The sequence below is a fragment of the Pseudomonas sp. MPB26 genome (assembly GCF_046605355.1).
Lineage (GTDB): Bacteria > Pseudomonadota > Gammaproteobacteria > Pseudomonadales > Pseudomonadaceae > Aquipseudomonas > Aquipseudomonas cedrina.
The window spans coordinates 3,407,680-3,424,436 of the sequence record NZ_CP176793.1 but is presented as its reverse complement, the minus strand read 5'-3'; the positions used below and the strand labels follow the sequence as shown (position 1 = coordinate 3,424,436).

General features: G+C 58.8%; 16 protein-coding genes, 4 tRNA genes and 1 riboswitch. Of the genes, 7 read left to right on the top strand and 13 right to left on the bottom strand.

Going from position 1 to position 16,757, the window contains the following annotated elements:
* Window positions 1–2: 2 nt before the first annotated feature.
* The 3 genes from flgB to ACLH0H_RS15840 form a co-directional block, all read right to left on the bottom strand.
* Window positions 3–410: a flagellar basal body rod protein FlgB gene (gene flgB, locus ACLH0H_RS15850; protein ID WP_017529461.1), complete on the bottom strand. Its 408-nt coding sequence runs from the start codon at window positions 408–410 to the stop codon at window positions 3–5.
* 253 nt (window positions 411–663) lie between these two features.
* Window positions 664–1,491: a protein-glutamate O-methyltransferase CheR gene (cheR, locus tag ACLH0H_RS15845; RefSeq protein ID WP_076949605.1), complete on the bottom strand. Its 828-nt coding sequence runs from the start codon at window positions 1,489–1,491 to the stop codon at window positions 664–666.
* A gap of 44 nt (window positions 1,492–1,535) precedes the next feature.
* Window positions 1,536–2,468 carry a chemotaxis protein CheV gene (locus ACLH0H_RS15840; RefSeq protein WP_411378717.1) on the bottom strand — a complete coding sequence of 311 codons (933 nt, stop codon included), beginning with the start codon at window positions 2,466–2,468 and terminating at the stop codon, window positions 1,536–1,538.
* Between the two features lie 82 nt (window positions 2,469–2,550).
* Between ACLH0H_RS15840 and flgA the strand changes: the two genes are divergently transcribed.
* The 4 genes from flgA (at window position 2,551) to ACLH0H_RS15820 (ending at window position 5,143) form a co-directional block, all read left to right on the top strand.
* Window positions 2,551–3,315: a flagellar basal body P-ring formation chaperone FlgA gene (gene flgA / locus ACLH0H_RS15835; RefSeq protein WP_411378716.1), complete on the top strand. Its 765-nt coding sequence runs from the start codon at window positions 2,551–2,553 to the stop codon at window positions 3,313–3,315.
* Between the two features lie 141 nt (window positions 3,316–3,456).
* Window positions 3,457–3,777: a flagellar biosynthesis anti-sigma factor FlgM gene (gene flgM / locus ACLH0H_RS15830; RefSeq protein WP_076949987.1), complete on the top strand. Its 321-nt coding sequence runs from the start codon at window positions 3,457–3,459 to the stop codon at window positions 3,775–3,777.
* A gap of 48 nt (window positions 3,778–3,825) precedes the next feature.
* Window positions 3,826–4,296 (top strand): flagella synthesis protein FlgN, encoded by a 471-nt coding sequence (locus ACLH0H_RS15825; RefSeq protein ID WP_076949608.1) that lies wholly within the window; start codon window positions 3,826–3,828, stop codon window positions 4,294–4,296.
* 97 nt (window positions 4,297–4,393) lie between these two features.
* Entirely contained in the window at window positions 4,394–5,143 is a 750-nt protein-coding gene (locus ACLH0H_RS15820; RefSeq protein WP_411378715.1) for a flagellar brake protein, read from the top strand.
* Between the two features lie 58 nt (window positions 5,144–5,201).
* Here ACLH0H_RS15820 and ACLH0H_RS15815 read toward each other — a convergent pair whose 3' ends face one another.
* Entirely contained in the window at window positions 5,202–6,587 is a 1,386-nt protein-coding gene (locus ACLH0H_RS15815) for an MFS transporter (RefSeq protein WP_076949610.1), read from the bottom strand.
* A gap of 267 nt (window positions 6,588–6,854) precedes the next feature.
* A tRNA-Arg gene (locus tag ACLH0H_RS15810) sits at window positions 6,855–6,931 on the bottom strand.
* 326 nt (window positions 6,932–7,257) lie between these two features.
* On the opposite strand from ACLH0H_RS15810, the gene ACLH0H_RS15805 reads away from it, so the two are divergent.
* The 3 genes from ACLH0H_RS15805 (at window position 7,258) to ACLH0H_RS15795 (ending at window position 8,384) form a co-directional block, all read left to right on the top strand.
* Window positions 7,258–7,485, top strand: a complete 228-nt coding sequence (locus tag ACLH0H_RS15805; RefSeq protein ID WP_411378714.1) for a hypothetical protein — start codon at window positions 7,258–7,260, stop codon at window positions 7,483–7,485.
* 11 nt (window positions 7,486–7,496) lie between these two features.
* Window positions 7,497–7,676, top strand: a complete 180-nt coding sequence (locus tag ACLH0H_RS15800; protein WP_411378713.1) for a PA3371 family protein — start codon at window positions 7,497–7,499, stop codon at window positions 7,674–7,676.
* Window positions 7,677–8,057: 381 nt separating this feature from the next.
* Window positions 8,058–8,384 (top strand): Arc family DNA-binding protein, encoded by a 327-nt coding sequence (locus ACLH0H_RS15795; protein ID WP_003193592.1) that lies wholly within the window; start codon window positions 8,058–8,060, stop codon window positions 8,382–8,384.
* 188 nt (window positions 8,385–8,572) lie between these two features.
* Here the strand turns inward: ACLH0H_RS15795 and mgtE are convergent, their stop codons facing one another.
* The 8 genes from mgtE to ltaE form a co-directional block, all read right to left on the bottom strand.
* Complete coding sequence (gene mgtE, locus ACLH0H_RS15790) at window positions 8,573–10,015, bottom strand: magnesium transporter (RefSeq protein WP_169378104.1); 1,443 nt, start codon at window positions 10,013–10,015, stop codon at window positions 8,573–8,575.
* A gap of 340 nt (window positions 10,016–10,355) precedes the next feature.
* Window positions 10,356–10,432 (bottom strand) — tRNA-Arg (locus ACLH0H_RS15785).
* A gap of 72 nt (window positions 10,433–10,504) precedes the next feature.
* Window positions 10,505–10,581: transfer RNA gene (locus ACLH0H_RS15780), tRNA-Arg, on the bottom strand.
* Window positions 10,582–10,689: 108 nt separating this feature from the next.
* Window positions 10,690–10,780: transfer RNA gene (locus tag ACLH0H_RS15775), tRNA-Ser, on the bottom strand.
* A gap of 62 nt (window positions 10,781–10,842) precedes the next feature.
* Window positions 10,843–11,031: a carbon storage regulator CsrA gene (csrA, locus tag ACLH0H_RS15770; protein ID WP_003175645.1), complete on the bottom strand. Its 189-nt coding sequence runs from the start codon at window positions 11,029–11,031 to the stop codon at window positions 10,843–10,845.
* Between the two features lie 176 nt (window positions 11,032–11,207).
* Window positions 11,208–12,449, bottom strand: a complete 1,242-nt coding sequence (locus ACLH0H_RS15765; protein WP_010208327.1) for an aspartate kinase — start codon at window positions 12,447–12,449, stop codon at window positions 11,208–11,210.
* A 95-nt stretch (window positions 12,450–12,544) separates the two neighbouring features.
* A complete protein-coding gene (gene alaS, locus ACLH0H_RS15760; RefSeq protein WP_411378712.1) occupies window positions 12,545–15,163 on the bottom strand; it encodes an alanine--tRNA ligase in 2,619 nt (872 codons plus the stop codon).
* Between the two features lie 146 nt (window positions 15,164–15,309).
* Window positions 15,310–16,314, bottom strand: a complete 1,005-nt coding sequence (ltaE, locus tag ACLH0H_RS15755) for a low-specificity L-threonine aldolase (RefSeq protein ID WP_411378711.1) — start codon at window positions 16,312–16,314, stop codon at window positions 15,310–15,312.
* A gap of 191 nt (window positions 16,315–16,505) precedes the next feature.
* A riboswitch (FMN riboswitch) is annotated at window positions 16,506–16,675 on the top strand.
* Window positions 16,676–16,757 lie beyond the last annotated feature (82 nt).

The following is a 16,757-nucleotide window of genomic DNA, read 5'->3' as shown; positions in this document are numbered from 1 at the left end:
GCTTATTCTCCACGCAGGGCTGACATCAGCCCTTTGAATTTGCTGTTGAGCAGGGTAAAGCTGGCCTGGAAGTTCACCGAGTTCTCGGCGTAGGCCGATTGCTCCAGCTGGGCGTCGACGGTGTTCTGGTCGATCGACGGCTGCATCGGCGTGCGATACAGCAGCGACTCGTCACCACTGCTCAGGCCTTGCGCTTCGATATGACGGTTGTTGGTCATGTTCAAGGCGAAGGTGCCGTTCTTGGTCTTGTCCTGCTGTGCGGCGAGCACGGCGGAGAAGTCCAGGTCCCGAGCCTTGTAGTTCGGGGTGTCGGCGTTGGCAATGTTGTTGGCCAGGACTTCAGCGCGCTGGGCGCGGAAGCCCAGGGCTTGTTCGTGGATACCGAGCGCTTTATCGAAGCTGATGCTCATGGCGGAAACCTTTAGGCTGACCTGCTGTTCGTTAACAGGGTTATAGCAAGGTGCATGCCAATTCTGAAAAAGCCCGTATTCCGGGGCTTTGCGGGCAGGTTGCCGGCGGCGATGCCAGAAAAGCGGCAAGGGGTTTCCGCGTGGCGCCAGTAAAGCGGCAATGGGGTGTTGCCGCTATTGGAAGGATTGCCGCAAAAAAAAGTGGGAGCTGGCTCCCACACAAAGCCTGGCTCCCACTTTTTTGACCTGCGAATTACTTGGCCTGGTAAATGATCCCAGGGCTGCACTGCACCATCTGGTAATGGTCCGGCAAACCGTTCAGCGCTTCGGAAGCACCGAGGAACAGATAGCCGCCACGCTTGAGCGTGCCGTGGATGCGCAGCAGGATGTCTTTCTTCACCTCGGCCGAGAAGTAGATCAGCACGTTGCGGCAGAACACCATGTCGAACTTGCCCAGGCTGGCGTAGCTGTCGAGCAGGTTGAAGGAGCGAAACTCCACACGGCTCTTGATCGGCGCCTTGATCGCCCAGCGCCCCGCCCCTTTCGGGTCGAAGTAACGCTGCAGGCGCTCCTGGGATAAACCGCGGCCCAAGGCCAGGCTGTCGTACTCACCGGTCTTGCAGTTGGTGAGCATGGTGCCGGACAGGTCGGTGGCGACGATTTGCGCCCCGGCCTTCAACTGGCCCATGTTGGTTCGCTCGAACTCGTCGATTGACATGGAAATCGAGTACGGCTCCTGCCCCGAGGAACACGCGGCCGACCAGATGCGCAGGCGCTGGCCCGGGCTGGCCTTGATGGCTTCCGGCAGCACTTTGCTTTTGAGCACCTCAAAGGGGTAGGTGTCGCGAAACCACAAGGTTTCGTTGGTGGTCATGGCATCGACCACCATTTCCTTGAGACCACTGCGTGGCTGGCCCTGGATCCGCTGAACCAATTCGCTGAGGGACTTGATGCCCTGCTGCTCCATCAGTTTATTGAGACGGCTGGAAACCAGGTATTGCTTGTTTTCACCGAGCAATATGCCACAGGCTTTTTCCAGGAATACCCGGAACTGTTCAAAATCCAAATTACCTGTAGACACTGATACCGCCTCTAAAAAAACGTATGACCGCCGGGGAAAAAACCCTAGCTGTGATCTGCTGCCTTGATCCGCTCAACGACCCGGGATGCCAGGTCATCAGGACGGAATTTGGCCAGAAAGTCATCGGCACCGACCTTCTTGACCATCGCCTGGTTGAATACACCCGACAATGAAGTATGCAGGATGATATGCAATTTTTGCATGCGCGGGTCGCTGCGTATCTCGGCCGTGAGGGTGTAGCCGTCCATTTCCGGCATCTCGATGTCGGAGATCATCATCAAGAATTCTTCTTCTGGCTTCTTGCCTTCATCGACCAATTTGCGCAGGTAATCCAGCGCCTGACGGCCATCATTGAGGGCCACCACCTCCACGCCGACCGTTTGCAGGCAACGCGTCACCTGCTTACGCGCCACCGAGGAGTCGTCCACCGTCAGTACGCGCAGGGAGATTGCCTTGTGCGCCGTGTCGGCATCGACCACACCGACCGAGATCGTTTCGGACGTCGGCGCCACTTCGGCAAGAATTTTCTCGACGTCGATGATTTCCACCAACTGGTTATCAACCCGCGTCACTGCCGTGAGGTAGTGATCGCGGCCAGTGCCCTTGGGTGGCGGATGGATCTCTTCCCAGTTCATGTTGACGATGCGTTCCACCGAGCGCACCAGGAAACCCTGGGTCTTGGTGTTGTACTCGGTAATGATCACGAACGGGTTCTCGCGGTCCTGCAAACCCGCCGAACCGGTGGCCAGGGCCAGGTCAAGAATCGGGATGGTGGCGCCACGGATATTGGCAACGCCACACACCACCGGACTGGACTTGGGCATGATCGTCAGCTTGGGGCATTGCAACACTTCCCGCACCTTGAACACGTTAATGCCATATAGCTGCTTGCCATCCAGGCGAAAAAGCAACAACTCGAGGCGATTCTGCCCTACCAGCTGTGTGCGCTGGTTTACTGAATCCATTACTCCTGCCATGCCCAGACTCCTACGCTAAAACCTTTGGGGGTGCGACGCGCACCCAACACGAAACGGCACGAGCTTTGCTATTTACTAGATCATGGATATTAAAACGACGGTTTCCCGACGCCCCACCCTGACACGGTTTTGCAGATGCCTCTGCGTACCGCTGGCGCTGCTTGCCTTGGGCCTGGGCGCCACGGCCCGCGCTGATAACGTCACACTGCCTGATGTACTTATCGGCGTCACTCAGGGCTTTCTTGAGTTCACTGTAGAAGATTATCTGGCGACCACACAGACACCGGGGCGTTATGAAATCCAGGTCAACCAGTTGGACCCGCGCCTGCGCATGCCAATGTGCGACAAGGAATTGACAGCCACCCTGGAAAGTCCGGCCCAGCCCATCGGCCGCGTGACGGTCAAGGTGCGCTGCGAAGGCGCCTCGCCCTGGACCGTGTTTGTGCCCGCCCAGGTCAAGCTGTTCCGCGATGTTGTGGTGGTTGCCCGCCCGCTCAAGCGCACCGGCATCATCGGTTTTGAGGACGTCGTGTTGCGCGAGCGGGACATCAGCATGATCAGCCAGGGCTACCTGACCTCTATCGATCAGGCCGTCGGACAGAAACTGACCCGACCAGTGGTCACCGACCAGGTGATTACCTTGGTACATCTTGAGCAGGCCGAAGTGATTCGCAAAGGTGACCAGGTGGTGATTTCCGCCAGCAGTGGCGGGTTAAACGTAAAAATGCCTGGGGAAGCGCTGGCCAACGGTGGCATGAGCGAGCAGATCCGGGTCAAGAACCTCAACTCAAACCGCGTGATCAAGGCGCGGGTTACAGCCCCAGGGCAAGTGGAGGTCGCTTTATAGATCACTGGTACAGGACGCCGGCATTTCCTACACTGTGCACGAGAAGTCCCGTGTGGAGATTTATTGTCATTCGCGCCTAAAGTTTGTTTGGGTATGGCCGAAAACATGGCAAGCGTCCAAATACCCAGAGGTTTTTTGATCATGGTCATCGATTTCAGCCGTTTGAATAACACCCCGACGACGTCAGGCACTGCGCGTACTACCGGCAAGGAAAACGTAGAAGCCAAGGCACCACCACTGCCCGCCAAGGCAGAACAGGCGAGCGCCAGCCAGAGCGGGGAGTCCGTACACCTGAGCAATGAGGCTCAACAGTTGCAGAAGGTCACTGACTCGCTGCGCGATCAACCGGTGGTCAATAAAGCCCGTGTGGCCGAATTGAAACAGGCAATCGCCGATGGCAGCTATAAAGTCGACAGCAACCGTGTAGCCAGCAAGCTGCTCAATTTCGAAGCCGAGCGCTAGGCAAAGGCCTGCGCCGGGCTTTTGGACGCTTAAACCCCAAGGCCAGCCATGCATCACGACGAAAATCTGCTTCAACTGATCCTTGATGATCTTGAGCCGACGCAACAGCTGCTCGAGCTGCTCAAGGAAGAATCCCTGGCCCTCTACGGCCGGGACATGCCGCTGCTGGAAGAAATTCTGGCGCGCAAGCAGTCGCTGATTGTCCTGCTGGAACAGCACGGCAAAAAACGCAGCCAGATCCTAATCAGCCTGGGCCTGCCGGCTGACCATGACGGCCTGGCGCAACTGGCCAGCCACTCCTCGGTCGGCGATCAATTGCTCGCCCAGAGTAAAGAACTCAATCAACTGCTCAGCCAGTGCCAGGAAGCCAACCTGCTCAACGGCCAGTCGATCCAGCTTCAACAAGCTACGACCGCCAACCAGCTGCGTATACTTCACGGCGGCGAGCCTCCAGCGCTCTACAACGCGCAGGGTTCCACCTCGCGCCTGGTCAAGCCAAGCACCCGCAGCCAAGCCTGACGCGGATTTTACAGCGCGGCCTATCCAAGCCGCGCCACATACTGGCAGAATGCCTGCTCTTGCGTGTAGTCGTATTTTGTCTGGAGATGGAAGAACCGTGTTCAACGCCCTTAATGCGGAAGATGCCCCGCAGCCCCCCAAGGTCCTCACCACGCCTCTGGAAATCGCCAGCACCTTGCGGATGCTGCAAGAAAGTCACGACCCGCTGATCATCACCTTCCACGAACGCAGCCAGCGCTTCCAGAGCTACCTGGTGGACGTGGACCGTGACGGCCACAAGCTGATTCTGGATGAGATGATTCCCCGCGACGGTGAACGCCACCTCGAAAGCGGCGAACCCTTTCGCATCGAAGGTTTCCACGACGGCGTGCGTGTCGCCTGGGAAAGCAAAGGCACCCTCACTGTCAGCGAAAAAGACGGCCACCGTGTCTACACCGGCAGCATGCCTGACGAGGTGGTCTACCATCAGCGTCGCAATGCCTTCCGCGCCGCCTTGAAGCTGGCGCAGTTGGTCAACATCGAACTCGATGGCGAGAAGCTCCAGGCACCTGTGCGCGGCAAACTCCTGGATATTTCCGCCACCGGTTGCAAACTGCGCTTTGAAGGGGACATCTCTGAGCGCCTGCAGCTGGGCCAGGTCTACGAGCGGTTCATGGCCGCCCTGCCCTTTGGCAGCATGACCACCTCGGTCGAGCTGCGCTACCTGCACTTCGAAGAAAGGATCAACATTACCTTCGCCGGCGTGCGCTTTCACAACATGAGCGGCCTGGTGCAGCGCCAAGTCGAACGTTTTGTCTACCAGCTGCAACGCGAAGCGCGGCGCTTCGACAAAGACGACGATTTTTAACCTGAAATCGCGATAAAAAAAACGGGCGGTTCCTGATGGAAACCGCCCGTTTTTGCGTTCAGGGGCGCGCCCTGCTCAAGTCATGCGGATGCTCTTCGGGACCCAGCGGCTCCGGCGGCCCTTCGAAGGGCGGCTCATCGGTCGATGGCTGCGCATCGTCTTGCGGTTCCGGGTCGGGCACACTCACCTGCATCTGCTCCTGCACCACCTGCTCGTCTACCCGTGGATCGAGCGCAGCCACCAACGGCGAACTGGACATGCTGTCGGGCATTGCCACGTGATGCAGCGGCGCGTCTTCCACCTGATGCAGGTTGGTCACGGCTTTGGGGCGGATTCGCCACACCAGGATCAGCGCGCACAGGCTGAAAAACGCGTACAGCATCTGGTTGCCGAAGAGCTTCATGATCACCCCCGCCAGCAGCGGCCCGATGCTGGCGCCGATACCATAGGTCACCAACAGCATGGCCGTCAGCGATACCCGGCGATCACCTTCCACATGGTCGTTGGAGAACGCCACGGCCAGCGGGTACAGGCAGAATTGCACCAGCGAACACAGGAAGCCCGCCACGAAAAGCACTTCCAGCGGCACGTGGGTCATGATCGCCAGGGGCAGTGCCGCCACGGCCAGGCACAAGGCAAAGCAGCGGATCAACAGCGCTCGGTCATACCGGTCCGATAACCAACCCAACGGCCACTGCACCAACAGGCCGGCAAAAATGCAGCTACCCATGAACAAACCGACCTGCTCGGTCGTCAGCCCTTGCTGGGACGCATACAGCGGCGCCAGGCCGTAGAATGAGCCGACGATCAATCCGGCCCCCAGCACCGTACTCAGCGACTGCGGCACGCGCTTGATAAAGAAGCGCGGCTCCATCGGCGCAGGATGCAGCGCCGCTGGGTGAATGCGCCGGGTCATTGCCACCGGCACAAGGCACAGGGCAAAGCACAGCGCTACCAGCATCAACAGCTCAAGGCCAAGCTGGGGATGCAGCACCAGGATCAATTGCCCCAGCACCAGCCCCAGGTAGGACGCGATCATGTACAGGCTGAATACCACGCCACGCTGCTTGGCGTCCGCCTGCTCATTGAGCCAGCTTTCGATGACCATGTACTGGCACATCATCCCCAGGCCCACGATCACCCGCAACACGATCCAGGCCGGCAGCCAGTCGACCAGGCCGTGGCCCAGCACCGCGGCACCGACGATGCCGGCGCAGGTAGCGTAGGCACGGATATGCCCGACCCGGGCAATCAGGCGGTGCCCGATCTTGCCGCCCAGCACCAAACCAAAGTAGTTGGCGGCCATCAGCGCACCCACCCACAGGCTGTCGACATTGTCGGCCGCCAGGCGCAAAGCCAGGTAAGTGCTGAGCAGGCCGGAGCCAATCAACATCATCAGGGACGCGAAATAAAGGGCTCGAAAAGATTTCCAGATCTGGCGCATCGGCGTTCCGAGCGGCTCCTTGCGGTGAGAATCAGGGCTATCGGCATGATAGTCCGGGGTAGTCAGTTCCGGACAGGCGGTTTGCGCCGTTCCGGGGATTATTTTGCCTACAGCTCAGACGCTGCCCGGCTGCTTGCAAGGTACATGGATTGCGATAAATACACCGCGCACGTGCTGTGAACCCTGAACACCGGCAAGGTTCGACCCGAGTGTGAAAAGCGCGCACAAAAAAGCCCTGCCAGAAGGTCTGGGCAGGGCTTTTTAATCTGGTGTCCCAGGGCCGGTTCGAACGGCCAACCTTCCCCTTAGGAGGGGGATGCTCTATCCAATTGAGCTACTGGGACAAGTGACAGCCGTGGCGCCAAGTGCGCGGCGACGGACGGCGTGCATGTTAACGGCCAAGGTGGGTTTTGTCATGTCGTCCTTAGGCTTTTTCAGTGTAGGCCGTTCCCGGGACGGGCGAGCATGGTTTGGCCCCGTAAAAACGGGCTCCTGGGGGGCGTCGTGCAAAATGCACTCCTGCACGATGCCATCATTGCAAATTGCAACCTTCCGGCCCTTTAGAGCGACCTTAAGACATTGATTTTATTGATTTATTACCTTGGCACGACAACTGCAATACTTCTCCTACAAATCCAACCAGCCACGACGTTAAGCGGAGAACATGACCATGAACAGTGCCTTTCTGTTAGCCCTCAACACCGTAGCCCTGGCTGCATTGGTAACCTTTCACTTTCAATCGTCCGGCAATAACGATCCTGCGCAGCTCAGCCAGGCGGTGCCACACCACTTGCAGCAGCGTCCGCAACTGGCGGTGATGACGCCAAACGCACAGCTGCCGGTACGTGTGGCCCAAGGCACTCAGCAAGCGGCTGCATCCGAACGCTGGGTTTTCTGAGGAACTTGGTGATGAGCAAATTTGCCTGGCTGTTTATGTGCCTGACCGCATTCACCGGTCTTCTGGGTTTGAGCGCTGAGTCGCAAGACGGCCAGACCACCGCATTTATCGCCAGCGGCGTATTCGCCAGCCTGTTCCTGCTGACCCTGATCATGGGTCGTCGCTTCAAGTTCGACCCCATCCTGCGCTGAACCCCTTCCGCTACCTTATGTCGCCTCGCCCTCGCTAATCGGCAAATTGCCACTAGTCTTAAAGACCAGGGGCAAAAGGCCACTTTGCGATAGGATGTGCGGCCTCAAACCCTGTGGTGGCCTGGACTTACGAGAAGTTCCCTCAGGGAAGCACGCGTAGCCCGGTTTTCCAACCAGTCCGCAAAAATGCAAATGAGTGCTGGCATAAAGCCTTTAGTCAGTTCAATATTTGTCACAGAATTGACGCCAAGGAACTGGCCAATGTGAGGCATGATGCGGCCTCTTTGCAATTCGGGTTGAACTTTGGTCGTGAGCCTTGTCTTAACACTCATCTTGCGGCCAATTCCAGAAACCGCTCCCCTGAACTAACCGGTTAAATATATGCGCCCATTGAAACAGGCAATTTATTCCAGCCGTACGGCTGACAAGTTCGTCGTACGTCTGCCAGACGGAATGCGGGAACGCATTGCCGAGGTGGCTCGCAATCATCACCGCAGCATGAACTCCGAAATCATCGCGCGCCTGGAACAAAGCCTCATTCAGGAAGGTGCCTTGGGCGAAGAGTTGAGCATGCGCCTGGACAGCCCCGAGCTGTCGCTGCACGAACGCGAACTGCTGCAGCGTTTTCGTCAGCTCTCCCACCGTCAGCAAAATGCTCTCGTCTCGCTTATCGCGCACGACGTCGAGGCGGCCGCAGAAGCCAATTGATTCGCGACTGAAAGCCGAAGCCAGCTAAATGCTGGCTTTTTTTTGCGTGGAATTTGGGGTCAGCCGTAGGAGCGAGCTTGCTCGCGAAAAACTTGAGCGCGCCGCAGGCAGTCAGGGTTTACGCGTTATCGTTGACGATCTTCGCTGGCAAGCCAGCTCCTACAGGGGAGCCGGCCAGCGTGCAGGGTTTAGAGCAGGAAGATCGTCGCCAGGCCCAGGAAGATGAAGAAGCCACCGCTGTCGGTCATGGCGGTGATCATCACGCTGGCACCCATGGCGGGGTCGCGCCCGATGCGGGCCAGGGTCATCGGGATCAACACGCCCATCAGCGCCGCCAGCAGCAGGTTGAGGGTCATGGCGGCCGTCATGACCACGCCGAGTGACCAACTGCCATACAGCAAGTAAGCCACCACGCCGATCACTCCACCCCAGACCAGGCCGTTGATAAGGCCTACGGCCAGCTCTTTGCGCAGCAGGCGCGAGGAGTTGGCCGTACTCACCTGATCCAGCGCCATGGCGCGCACAATCATGGTGATGGTCTGGTTACCGGAGTTACCACCAATACCGGCCACGATCGGCATCAACGCCGCCAGGGCGACCAGTTTCTCGATCGAGCCTTCAAACAAGCCGATCACCCGGGAAGCGATAAACGCGGTAATCAGGTTGACCGCCAGCCAGGCCCAGCGGTTACGCAGCGAACGCCAGACCGATGCAAAGATGTCTTCCTCTTCACGCAGACCCGCCATGTTGAGAACTTCGGTTTCACTCTCTTCACGAATCAGGTCGACGATTTCATCGATGGTCAAACGGCCAATCAATTTGCCGTTCTTGTCCACCACCGGCGCCGAGATCAAGTCATAACGCTCGAATGCCTGCGCGGCATCGTAGGCGTCTTCATCCGGGTGAAAGCTCACGGTGTCGCTGGCCATCAGGTCCGCAACTTTCTTGTCCGGATCATTGACCAGCAGACGCTTGATCGGCAGGACGCCCTTCAGGATGCCTTCGTAATCGACCACGAACAGTTTGTCGGTATGGCCGGGCAGCTCCTTGAGACGGCGCAGGTAACGCAGGACCACTTCCAGGCTGACGTCTTCGCGGATGGTGACCATCTCGAAGTCCATCAGCGCGCCGACCTGATCGTCGTCGTACGACAGTGCCGAACGCACACGCTCACGCTGCTGAGTGTCCAGCGCTTCCATCAACTCATGGACAACATCACGGGGCAGTTCAGGCGCCAGGTCGGCCAGTTCGTCGGCGTCCATCTCCTTGGCGGCGGCCAGGAGCTCATGATCGTCCATGTCGGCGATCAGGGTTTCACGGACCGAGTCGGATACTTCGAGCAGGATATCGCCGTCGCGGTCGGCCTTGACCAACTGCCAGAGGGTCAGTCGATCATCCAGCGGCAAGGCTTCGAGAATATAGGCGACGTCGGCGGAGTGCAGGTCATCGAGCTTGCGTTGCAGCTCAACGAGGTTCTGGCGGTGAACCAGGTTTTCGACCAGGTTGTTATTCGGGCCTTCCTGGCGGTGCGTGAGGTCTTCGACCACGCGCTGGCGCTGCAGCAACTCGATGACTTGAGCCAGGCGATCCTGCAGGCTTTCCTGTGTTTTCTTTACTTCTACTTCGGTCATAGGCGAACTCCACTCCCAGCAGCGGGGCACGCCGGAAGGATCAATCAGTCAATTCATGATTGGTAAAACGAGGTACTGAGCAGCTACTGGGTAAGTCCATGGAGGTATTCCACAAGCCCCGGCGGGGCTGACGGGCGCAATGATACACCGCCCGGCCACTTTAAACGTTAAAAAACTGGAAAGAACAAGCGCTTGCGAGCCAATGCTGAGTAATGGCTGCATCTATGAACTGCGACGACGCAGCGGGAAGGGAAAACACATGGGAGCGCGCGCAAAAGAGAAAATCCTACACAAACCCCAGACGGCAAAAAGCCCGCACTTGGCGGGCTTTTTGTTTGTATGGTGCACTCGACAGGATTCGAACCTGTGACCGCTCGGTTCGTAGCCGAGTACTCTATCCAGCTGAGCTACGAGTGCATATTGTGTTTTTAGACCAGATCACAACTGGTTGTAACCGAATCACCTGCATCACTGCAACTGACTCTTAAATGGTGCACTCGACAGGATTCGAACCTGTGACCGCTCGGTTCGTAGCCGAGTACTCTATCCAGCTGAGCTACGAGTGCATTTGTTGCCGCGCATTATAGGCCGTTCAATCTCTATGTAAAGCTATTTTTTCGAGCAATTTCAATAAGTTACTGAAAAAACCAGATTGCAACGTACTAAGCAAATAATGGCGGAGAACGGGGGATTCGAACCCCCGACACCCTTTTGAGGTGTACTCCCTTAGCAGGGGAGCGCCTTCGGCCACTCGGCCAGCTCTCCGCAACACGGGGCGTATATTAACCACGTTCATCCCCGTTTGCAAACATAAAAAACGATAAAAATTAAAGGCTTGGTTCTTCGTCCTTCTCTTTCTTGATCCGCAGGTAAATTTCCTCGCGGTGCACCGCCACCTCTTTCGGAGCGTTAACCCCGATACGTACTTGATTGCCTTTGACGCCGAGCACGGTCACGGTGATTTCGCCATCACCGATAATCAGGCTTTCTGCGCACCGACGAGTCAGAATCAGCATACCTTTCTCCTCACGCATTTCAATTCAGGAACAACAGTCTGCAAAAAAACGGCTTTGGACCTACAACCAAGAGGCCATAGACCTACCCGCCTAAGTATTGTCGAGCGCGTGTAAAAGAACATGCGCCCTACAAAAAAAGGAAAGGCGCGGTAAAACCGCGCCTTTCTGGCACTGCCTCACTCGCCCTGTCGGGCCGGAGCGTCCAGCTCAAAAGCGGTATGCAACGCGCGCACTGCCAGCTCCAGATACTTCTCTTCAATGACCACCGAGACTTTGATTTCCGACGTGGAGATCATCTGGATATTGATGCTTTCCTTGGCCAGGGCCTCGAACATGCGGCTGGCAACGCCTGCATGGGAACGCATGCCCACGCCCACGATCGACACCTTGGCAATCTTGGTGTCGCCCACCACTTCACGCGCACCGATCTCCTTCGCCGTGTTCTGCAGGATCCGTTCTGCCGCATCGTACTCGTTGCGGTGCACGGTGAAGGTAAAATCGGTGGTGTTATCGTGCGACACGTTCTGCACGATCATGTCGACTTCGATGTTCGCGCCGCTGATAGGGCCCAGGATCTTGAACGCCACGCCCGGGGTGTCTGGCACGCCACGGATAGTCAGCTTGGCTTCATCACGGTTGAAAGCGATACCGGAAATGATCGGCTGTTCCATGGATTCCTCTTCATCAATAGTAATGAGGGTGCCCGGACCCTCTTTGAAGCTGTGCAATACGCGCAGCGGAACGTTGTACTTGCCGGCGAACTCCACCGCGCGGATCTGCAACACCTTGGAACCGAGGCTGGCCATTTCCAGCATCTCTTCAAAGGTGATCTTGTCCAGGCGCTGGGCCACGGACACCACACGCGGATCGGTAGTGTAGACGCCATCCACATCGGTGTAGATCTGGCATTCATCCGCCTTCAGCGCCGCTGCCAGCGCCACGCCGGTGGTATCCGAACCGCCACGCCCGAGGGTGGTGATGTTGCCTTGCTCGTCCACGCCCTGGAAGCCCGCTACAACTACCACGCGTCCGGCTTTCAGGTCCGTACGGATTTTCTGATCATCGATCTGCAGGATACGCGCCTTGGTATGTGCGCTATCGGTGAGAATGCGCACCTGGCTGCCCGTGTAGGACACCGCCGGCACACCGCGCTTGTTCAGCGCCATGGCCAGCAAGGCGATGGTCACCTGCTCGCCGGTGGACACAATCACATCCAGCTCACGCGGCAGCGGCTGTTGATCACCACTGATTGCCTTGGCCAGATCGATCAGGCGATTGGTCTCGCCGCTCATGGCTGACAGCACCACCACCAGGTCGTCGCCGGCATCGCGGAACTTCTTAACCTTGTCGGCCACCTGCTCGATTCTTTCAACAGAGCCGACCGAGGTACCTCCAAATTTCTGTACGATCAAAGCCATTTCTAAGCCGCCTCAGCCCGTAAAGGGGCGCCTGATAACCAATCCACCAGCACCGAACCTGCCCGCGACTGGACCACGGGCCGGTTAACAGTGCCTTAAATACCTGCCTCGACAAACGGCACGGTCAGGGCCAGGGCCGCGTCCAAGGCGCCAGCGTCCACACCACCGCCTTGCGCCATGTCCGGACGACCACCGCCCTTCCCGCCGACTGCCGCGGCGGCTTGCTTCATCAAATCACCAGCCTTGAGTTGGCCAGTCAGGTCCTTGGTTACACCGGCAACCAGAACGACCTTATCCTCATGGACACTGCCGAGCAGGATCACTGCGCGGCCGAGCTTGTTCTTCAACTGATCGACCAAGGCCAACAGCGCCTTGCCGTCCTGACCGTCCAGGCGTGCGGCCAAGACCTTCACATCCTTGACGTCCACCGCGGCAGACGACAGATCGTCGCCCGCGGCGCTGGCCGCCTTGGCTTGCAACTGCTCCAGCTGTTTCTCCAGTGCGCGGTTGCGCTCCAGCACGGCGGACAGCTTGTCGATCAGGTTGTCGCGGCTGCCCTTGACCAGGCTGGCCGCCTCCTTGAGTTGTTCCTCGGCCGCATTGAGGTAGGCCAGGGCCGCAGCGCCGGTTACTGCCTCGATACGCCGCACACCAGACGCCACGCCGCCTTCGCTGATGATTTTCAGCAGGGCGATGTCGCCGGTACGGTTGGCGTGGATACCGCCACACAGTTCCACCGAGAAACTGCCGCCCATGCTCAGTACGCGTACGTTGTCGCCATACTTCTCGCCGAACAGCGCCATGGCGCCCTTGGCCTTGGCGGTCTCGATATCGGTTTCTTCGGTTTCCACCGGGGTGTTCTTGCGAATCTCTGCGTTGACGATGTCTTCCAGGGCCTTGATCTGCTCAGGCTTGATCGCTTCGAAGTGGCTGAAGTCGAAACGCAGGCGCTGGCTGTCGACCAACGAACCTTTCTGCTGGACGTGCTCGCCCAGTACCTGGCGAAGTGCAGCGTGCAGCAAGTGGGTGGCCGAGTGGTTCAGCGCGGTGGCGTGGCGCACGTCGGCGTCTACCTGGGTCTCCACCGGCGCACCGACGGTCAGGTTGCCCGACGCCAATACGCCGTGGTGCAGGAACGCGCCGCCGGTCTTGGTGGTGTCACGCACATCAAAGCGACCGGAAGCCGCCTTGAGGAAACCGCAGTCGCCGATCTGGCCACCGGATTCGGCATAGAACGGGGTCTGGTCCAGGACCACCACACCGTCATCGCCTTCATTCAAGACGTCGACCGACTGGCCTTCCTTATAAAGGGCAACCACTTTGGCCGAACCGCCGGTGGCCTTGTAGCCGGTGAATTCGGTGGCCACGTCGACCTTGACCAGCGTGTTGTAGTCCAGGCCAAAAGCGCTGGCGGAACGCGCACGCACGCGCTGGGCCTCCATCTCGCGCTCGAAACCCGCCTCATCGATGGTCAGTTCGCGCTCACGGGCGATGTCGGCGGTCAGGTCCATCGGGAAGCCGTAGGTGTCGTAGAGCTTGAACACTACGTCACCCGGCACCACGGTGCCTTTGAGCTCGGCCAGGTCCTGCTCCAGAATTTTCAGGCCGTGTTCCAGGGTCTTGGAGAACTGCTCCTCCTCGGCCTTGAGCACGCGCTCGATGTTGCCCTGCTGCTGCTTGAGCTCCGGGAAGGCGTCGCCCATCTCGGCCACCAGCGCGGCCACGATCTTGTAGAAGAAGCTGCCGGTGGCGCCCAGCTTGTTACCGTGACGGCAGGCGCGACGGATGATGCGGCGCAGCACATAGCCACGGCCTTCGTTGGACGGCAGCACGCCGTCGGCGATCAGGAAGCCGCAGGAGCGGATGTGGTCCGACACCACCTTGAGCGAAGACTGGCTTTCGTTGGGGCAGCCAATGGCCGCCGCCGAGGCGCTCAACAGGTTGGTGAACAGGTCGATTTCATAGTTGGAGTGAACGTGCTGCATCACCGCACTGATCCGCTCCAGGCCCATGCCGGTGTCGACCGACGGCGCTGGCAGCGGATGCAACACGCCATCGGCGGTGCGGTTGAACTGCATGAACACGTTGTTCCAGATCTCGATGTAACGATCGCCGTCTTCTTCCGGCGAGCCTGGCGGGCCACCCCAGATATCGTCGCCGTGATCATAGAAAATCTCGGTGCACGGGCCGCACGGGCCGGTATCGCCCATGGTCCAGAAGTTGTCGGACGCGTAGGGCGCGCCTTTGTTGTCGCCGATACGGATCATGCGCTCGGCAGGTACACCGATTTGCTGGGTCCAGATGTCATACGCTTCGTCGTCCGTGGCGTACACGGTGACCCAGAGTTTTTCCTTGGGCAGCTTCAGCACGCCGGTGAGGAAGGTCCAGGCGAACGTAATCGCGTCTTTCTTGAAATAGTCACCGAAGCTGAAGTTACCCAGCATTTCGAAAAATGTGTGGTGGCGAGCGGTGTAACCGACGTTTTCCAGGTCACTGTTCTTGCCGCCGGCGCGTACGCACTTCTGGCTGCTGGTGGCGCGGGTATAGGCGCGCTTTTCCTGGCCCAGGAAGCAGTCCTTGAACTGGTTCATCCCCGCGTTGGTGAACAGCAGGGTAGGGTCATTGCCTGGGATCAAGGAGCTGGAGGCGACACGGGTGTGACCTTGCTCTTCGAAGAAGCGAAGGAAGGCTTCACGGATTTCTGCGCTTTTCATTAGGTTCTTCCACGGAGGCTGCGGCCAAAGGCCAGTGCGCAACATCATCAGACGGAGCGACGGCAAAGGGCCGCATTATATCGGCCCTTTGCCGGTGGTACAGCGTGTTTATACGATAGAAACGTTCAATTGGACGGTCTGCACGGTCATTTACGCGAAAACTCGACGAATGCCTGCACCACTTGCTCGATCTGCGCCCGGCTCACATCCATGTGCGTGACCATGCGCAGGCGTGGCGCGACGCTCAACTTGATCGCGCGCTCGGCGGCGAAGGCCTTCAAGGCCTCGGCCCGATCACCGATCTGCACATAGACCATGTTGGTCTGCACCGGCTCCACCTCATAGCCGGCCTTGCGCAGCTCATCGCCCAGCCATTGTGCGTTGGCGTGGTCGTCGGCGAGGCGCTGGACCTGGTGATCCAGGGCGTACAGCCCGGCCGCCGCGAGGGAGCCGGCCTGGCGCATGCCACCACCGACCATCTTGCGAAGGCGCCGGGCCTTGGCGATCAGGGCCGTGGAACCGCACAACACCGAGCCAATCGGCGCGCCGAGGCCTTTGGACAGGCACACCGACACCGAATCAAAGTGCCGCGCTATCTCGCGCGCATCCACGCCCAGCTTGACCGCTGCGTTGTAGAGCCGCGCGCCATCCAGGTGCAGGGCCAGGCCATGTTCACGGGTAAACGCCCGCGCCTGGGCCAGGTAATCCAGCGGCAATACCTTGCCTTGCATGGTGTTTTCCAGCGCCAGCAAACGGCTGCGGGCAAAATGGAAGTCGTCCGGCTTGATCGCCGCCAATACCTGGTCCAAGTCAAGGGAACCGTCCGCCTGCACTTCCAGCGGCTGCGGCTGGATCGAACCCAACACCGCTGCGCCACCGCCTTCGTATTTGTAGGTGTGGGCCTGCTGGCCGACGATGTATTCCTCGCCGCGCTCGCAATGGGCCATCAACGCCAGCAGGTTGCTCATGGTACCGGTGGGCACGAACAGCGCGGCGGCAAAGCCCAGGCGCCTGGCCAGTTCGGCTTCCAGGCGATTGACGCTGGGGTCCTCGCCATACACGTCATCGCCGCTGGCGGCCGTGGCCATTGCGTCGCGCATGCCGGGCGTGGGTTGGGTCACGGTGTCGCTGCGCAGATCAATCACGGACATGAATCAAGCCTCTGACGATTTGGATAAGTGCCTCATGGAGATGATTACTGCGGGCAAAACCATGGAATATCAAGCCCCGGATGCATTCAATCGAATACCAACCAAACAAACCGATATAGCTTATCGATAGAGCGCTCGTGCAGTTTTCGAAAAACCGTGTTAAAAACGCTTCGCCGCCAGGGTTCTGGCGGCAACGTTCTCAGGGCGGGGTGCAATTCCCCACCGGCGGTAATTACACGCAATGTGTATAGCCCGCGAGCGCTTGGCGCCTCGAACTGCTCACGCAGGACGGCGACAAGGTCAGCAGACCCGGTGTGATCCCGGGGCCGACGGTCATAGTCCGGATGAAGAGAGAACGGGATTGGCACCTAAGGGCCGCGCACCTCGTGTGCTTGCGTACCCTTAAATCCCATTCGATTCATAACGCCCTGTTTTTTTCTTAA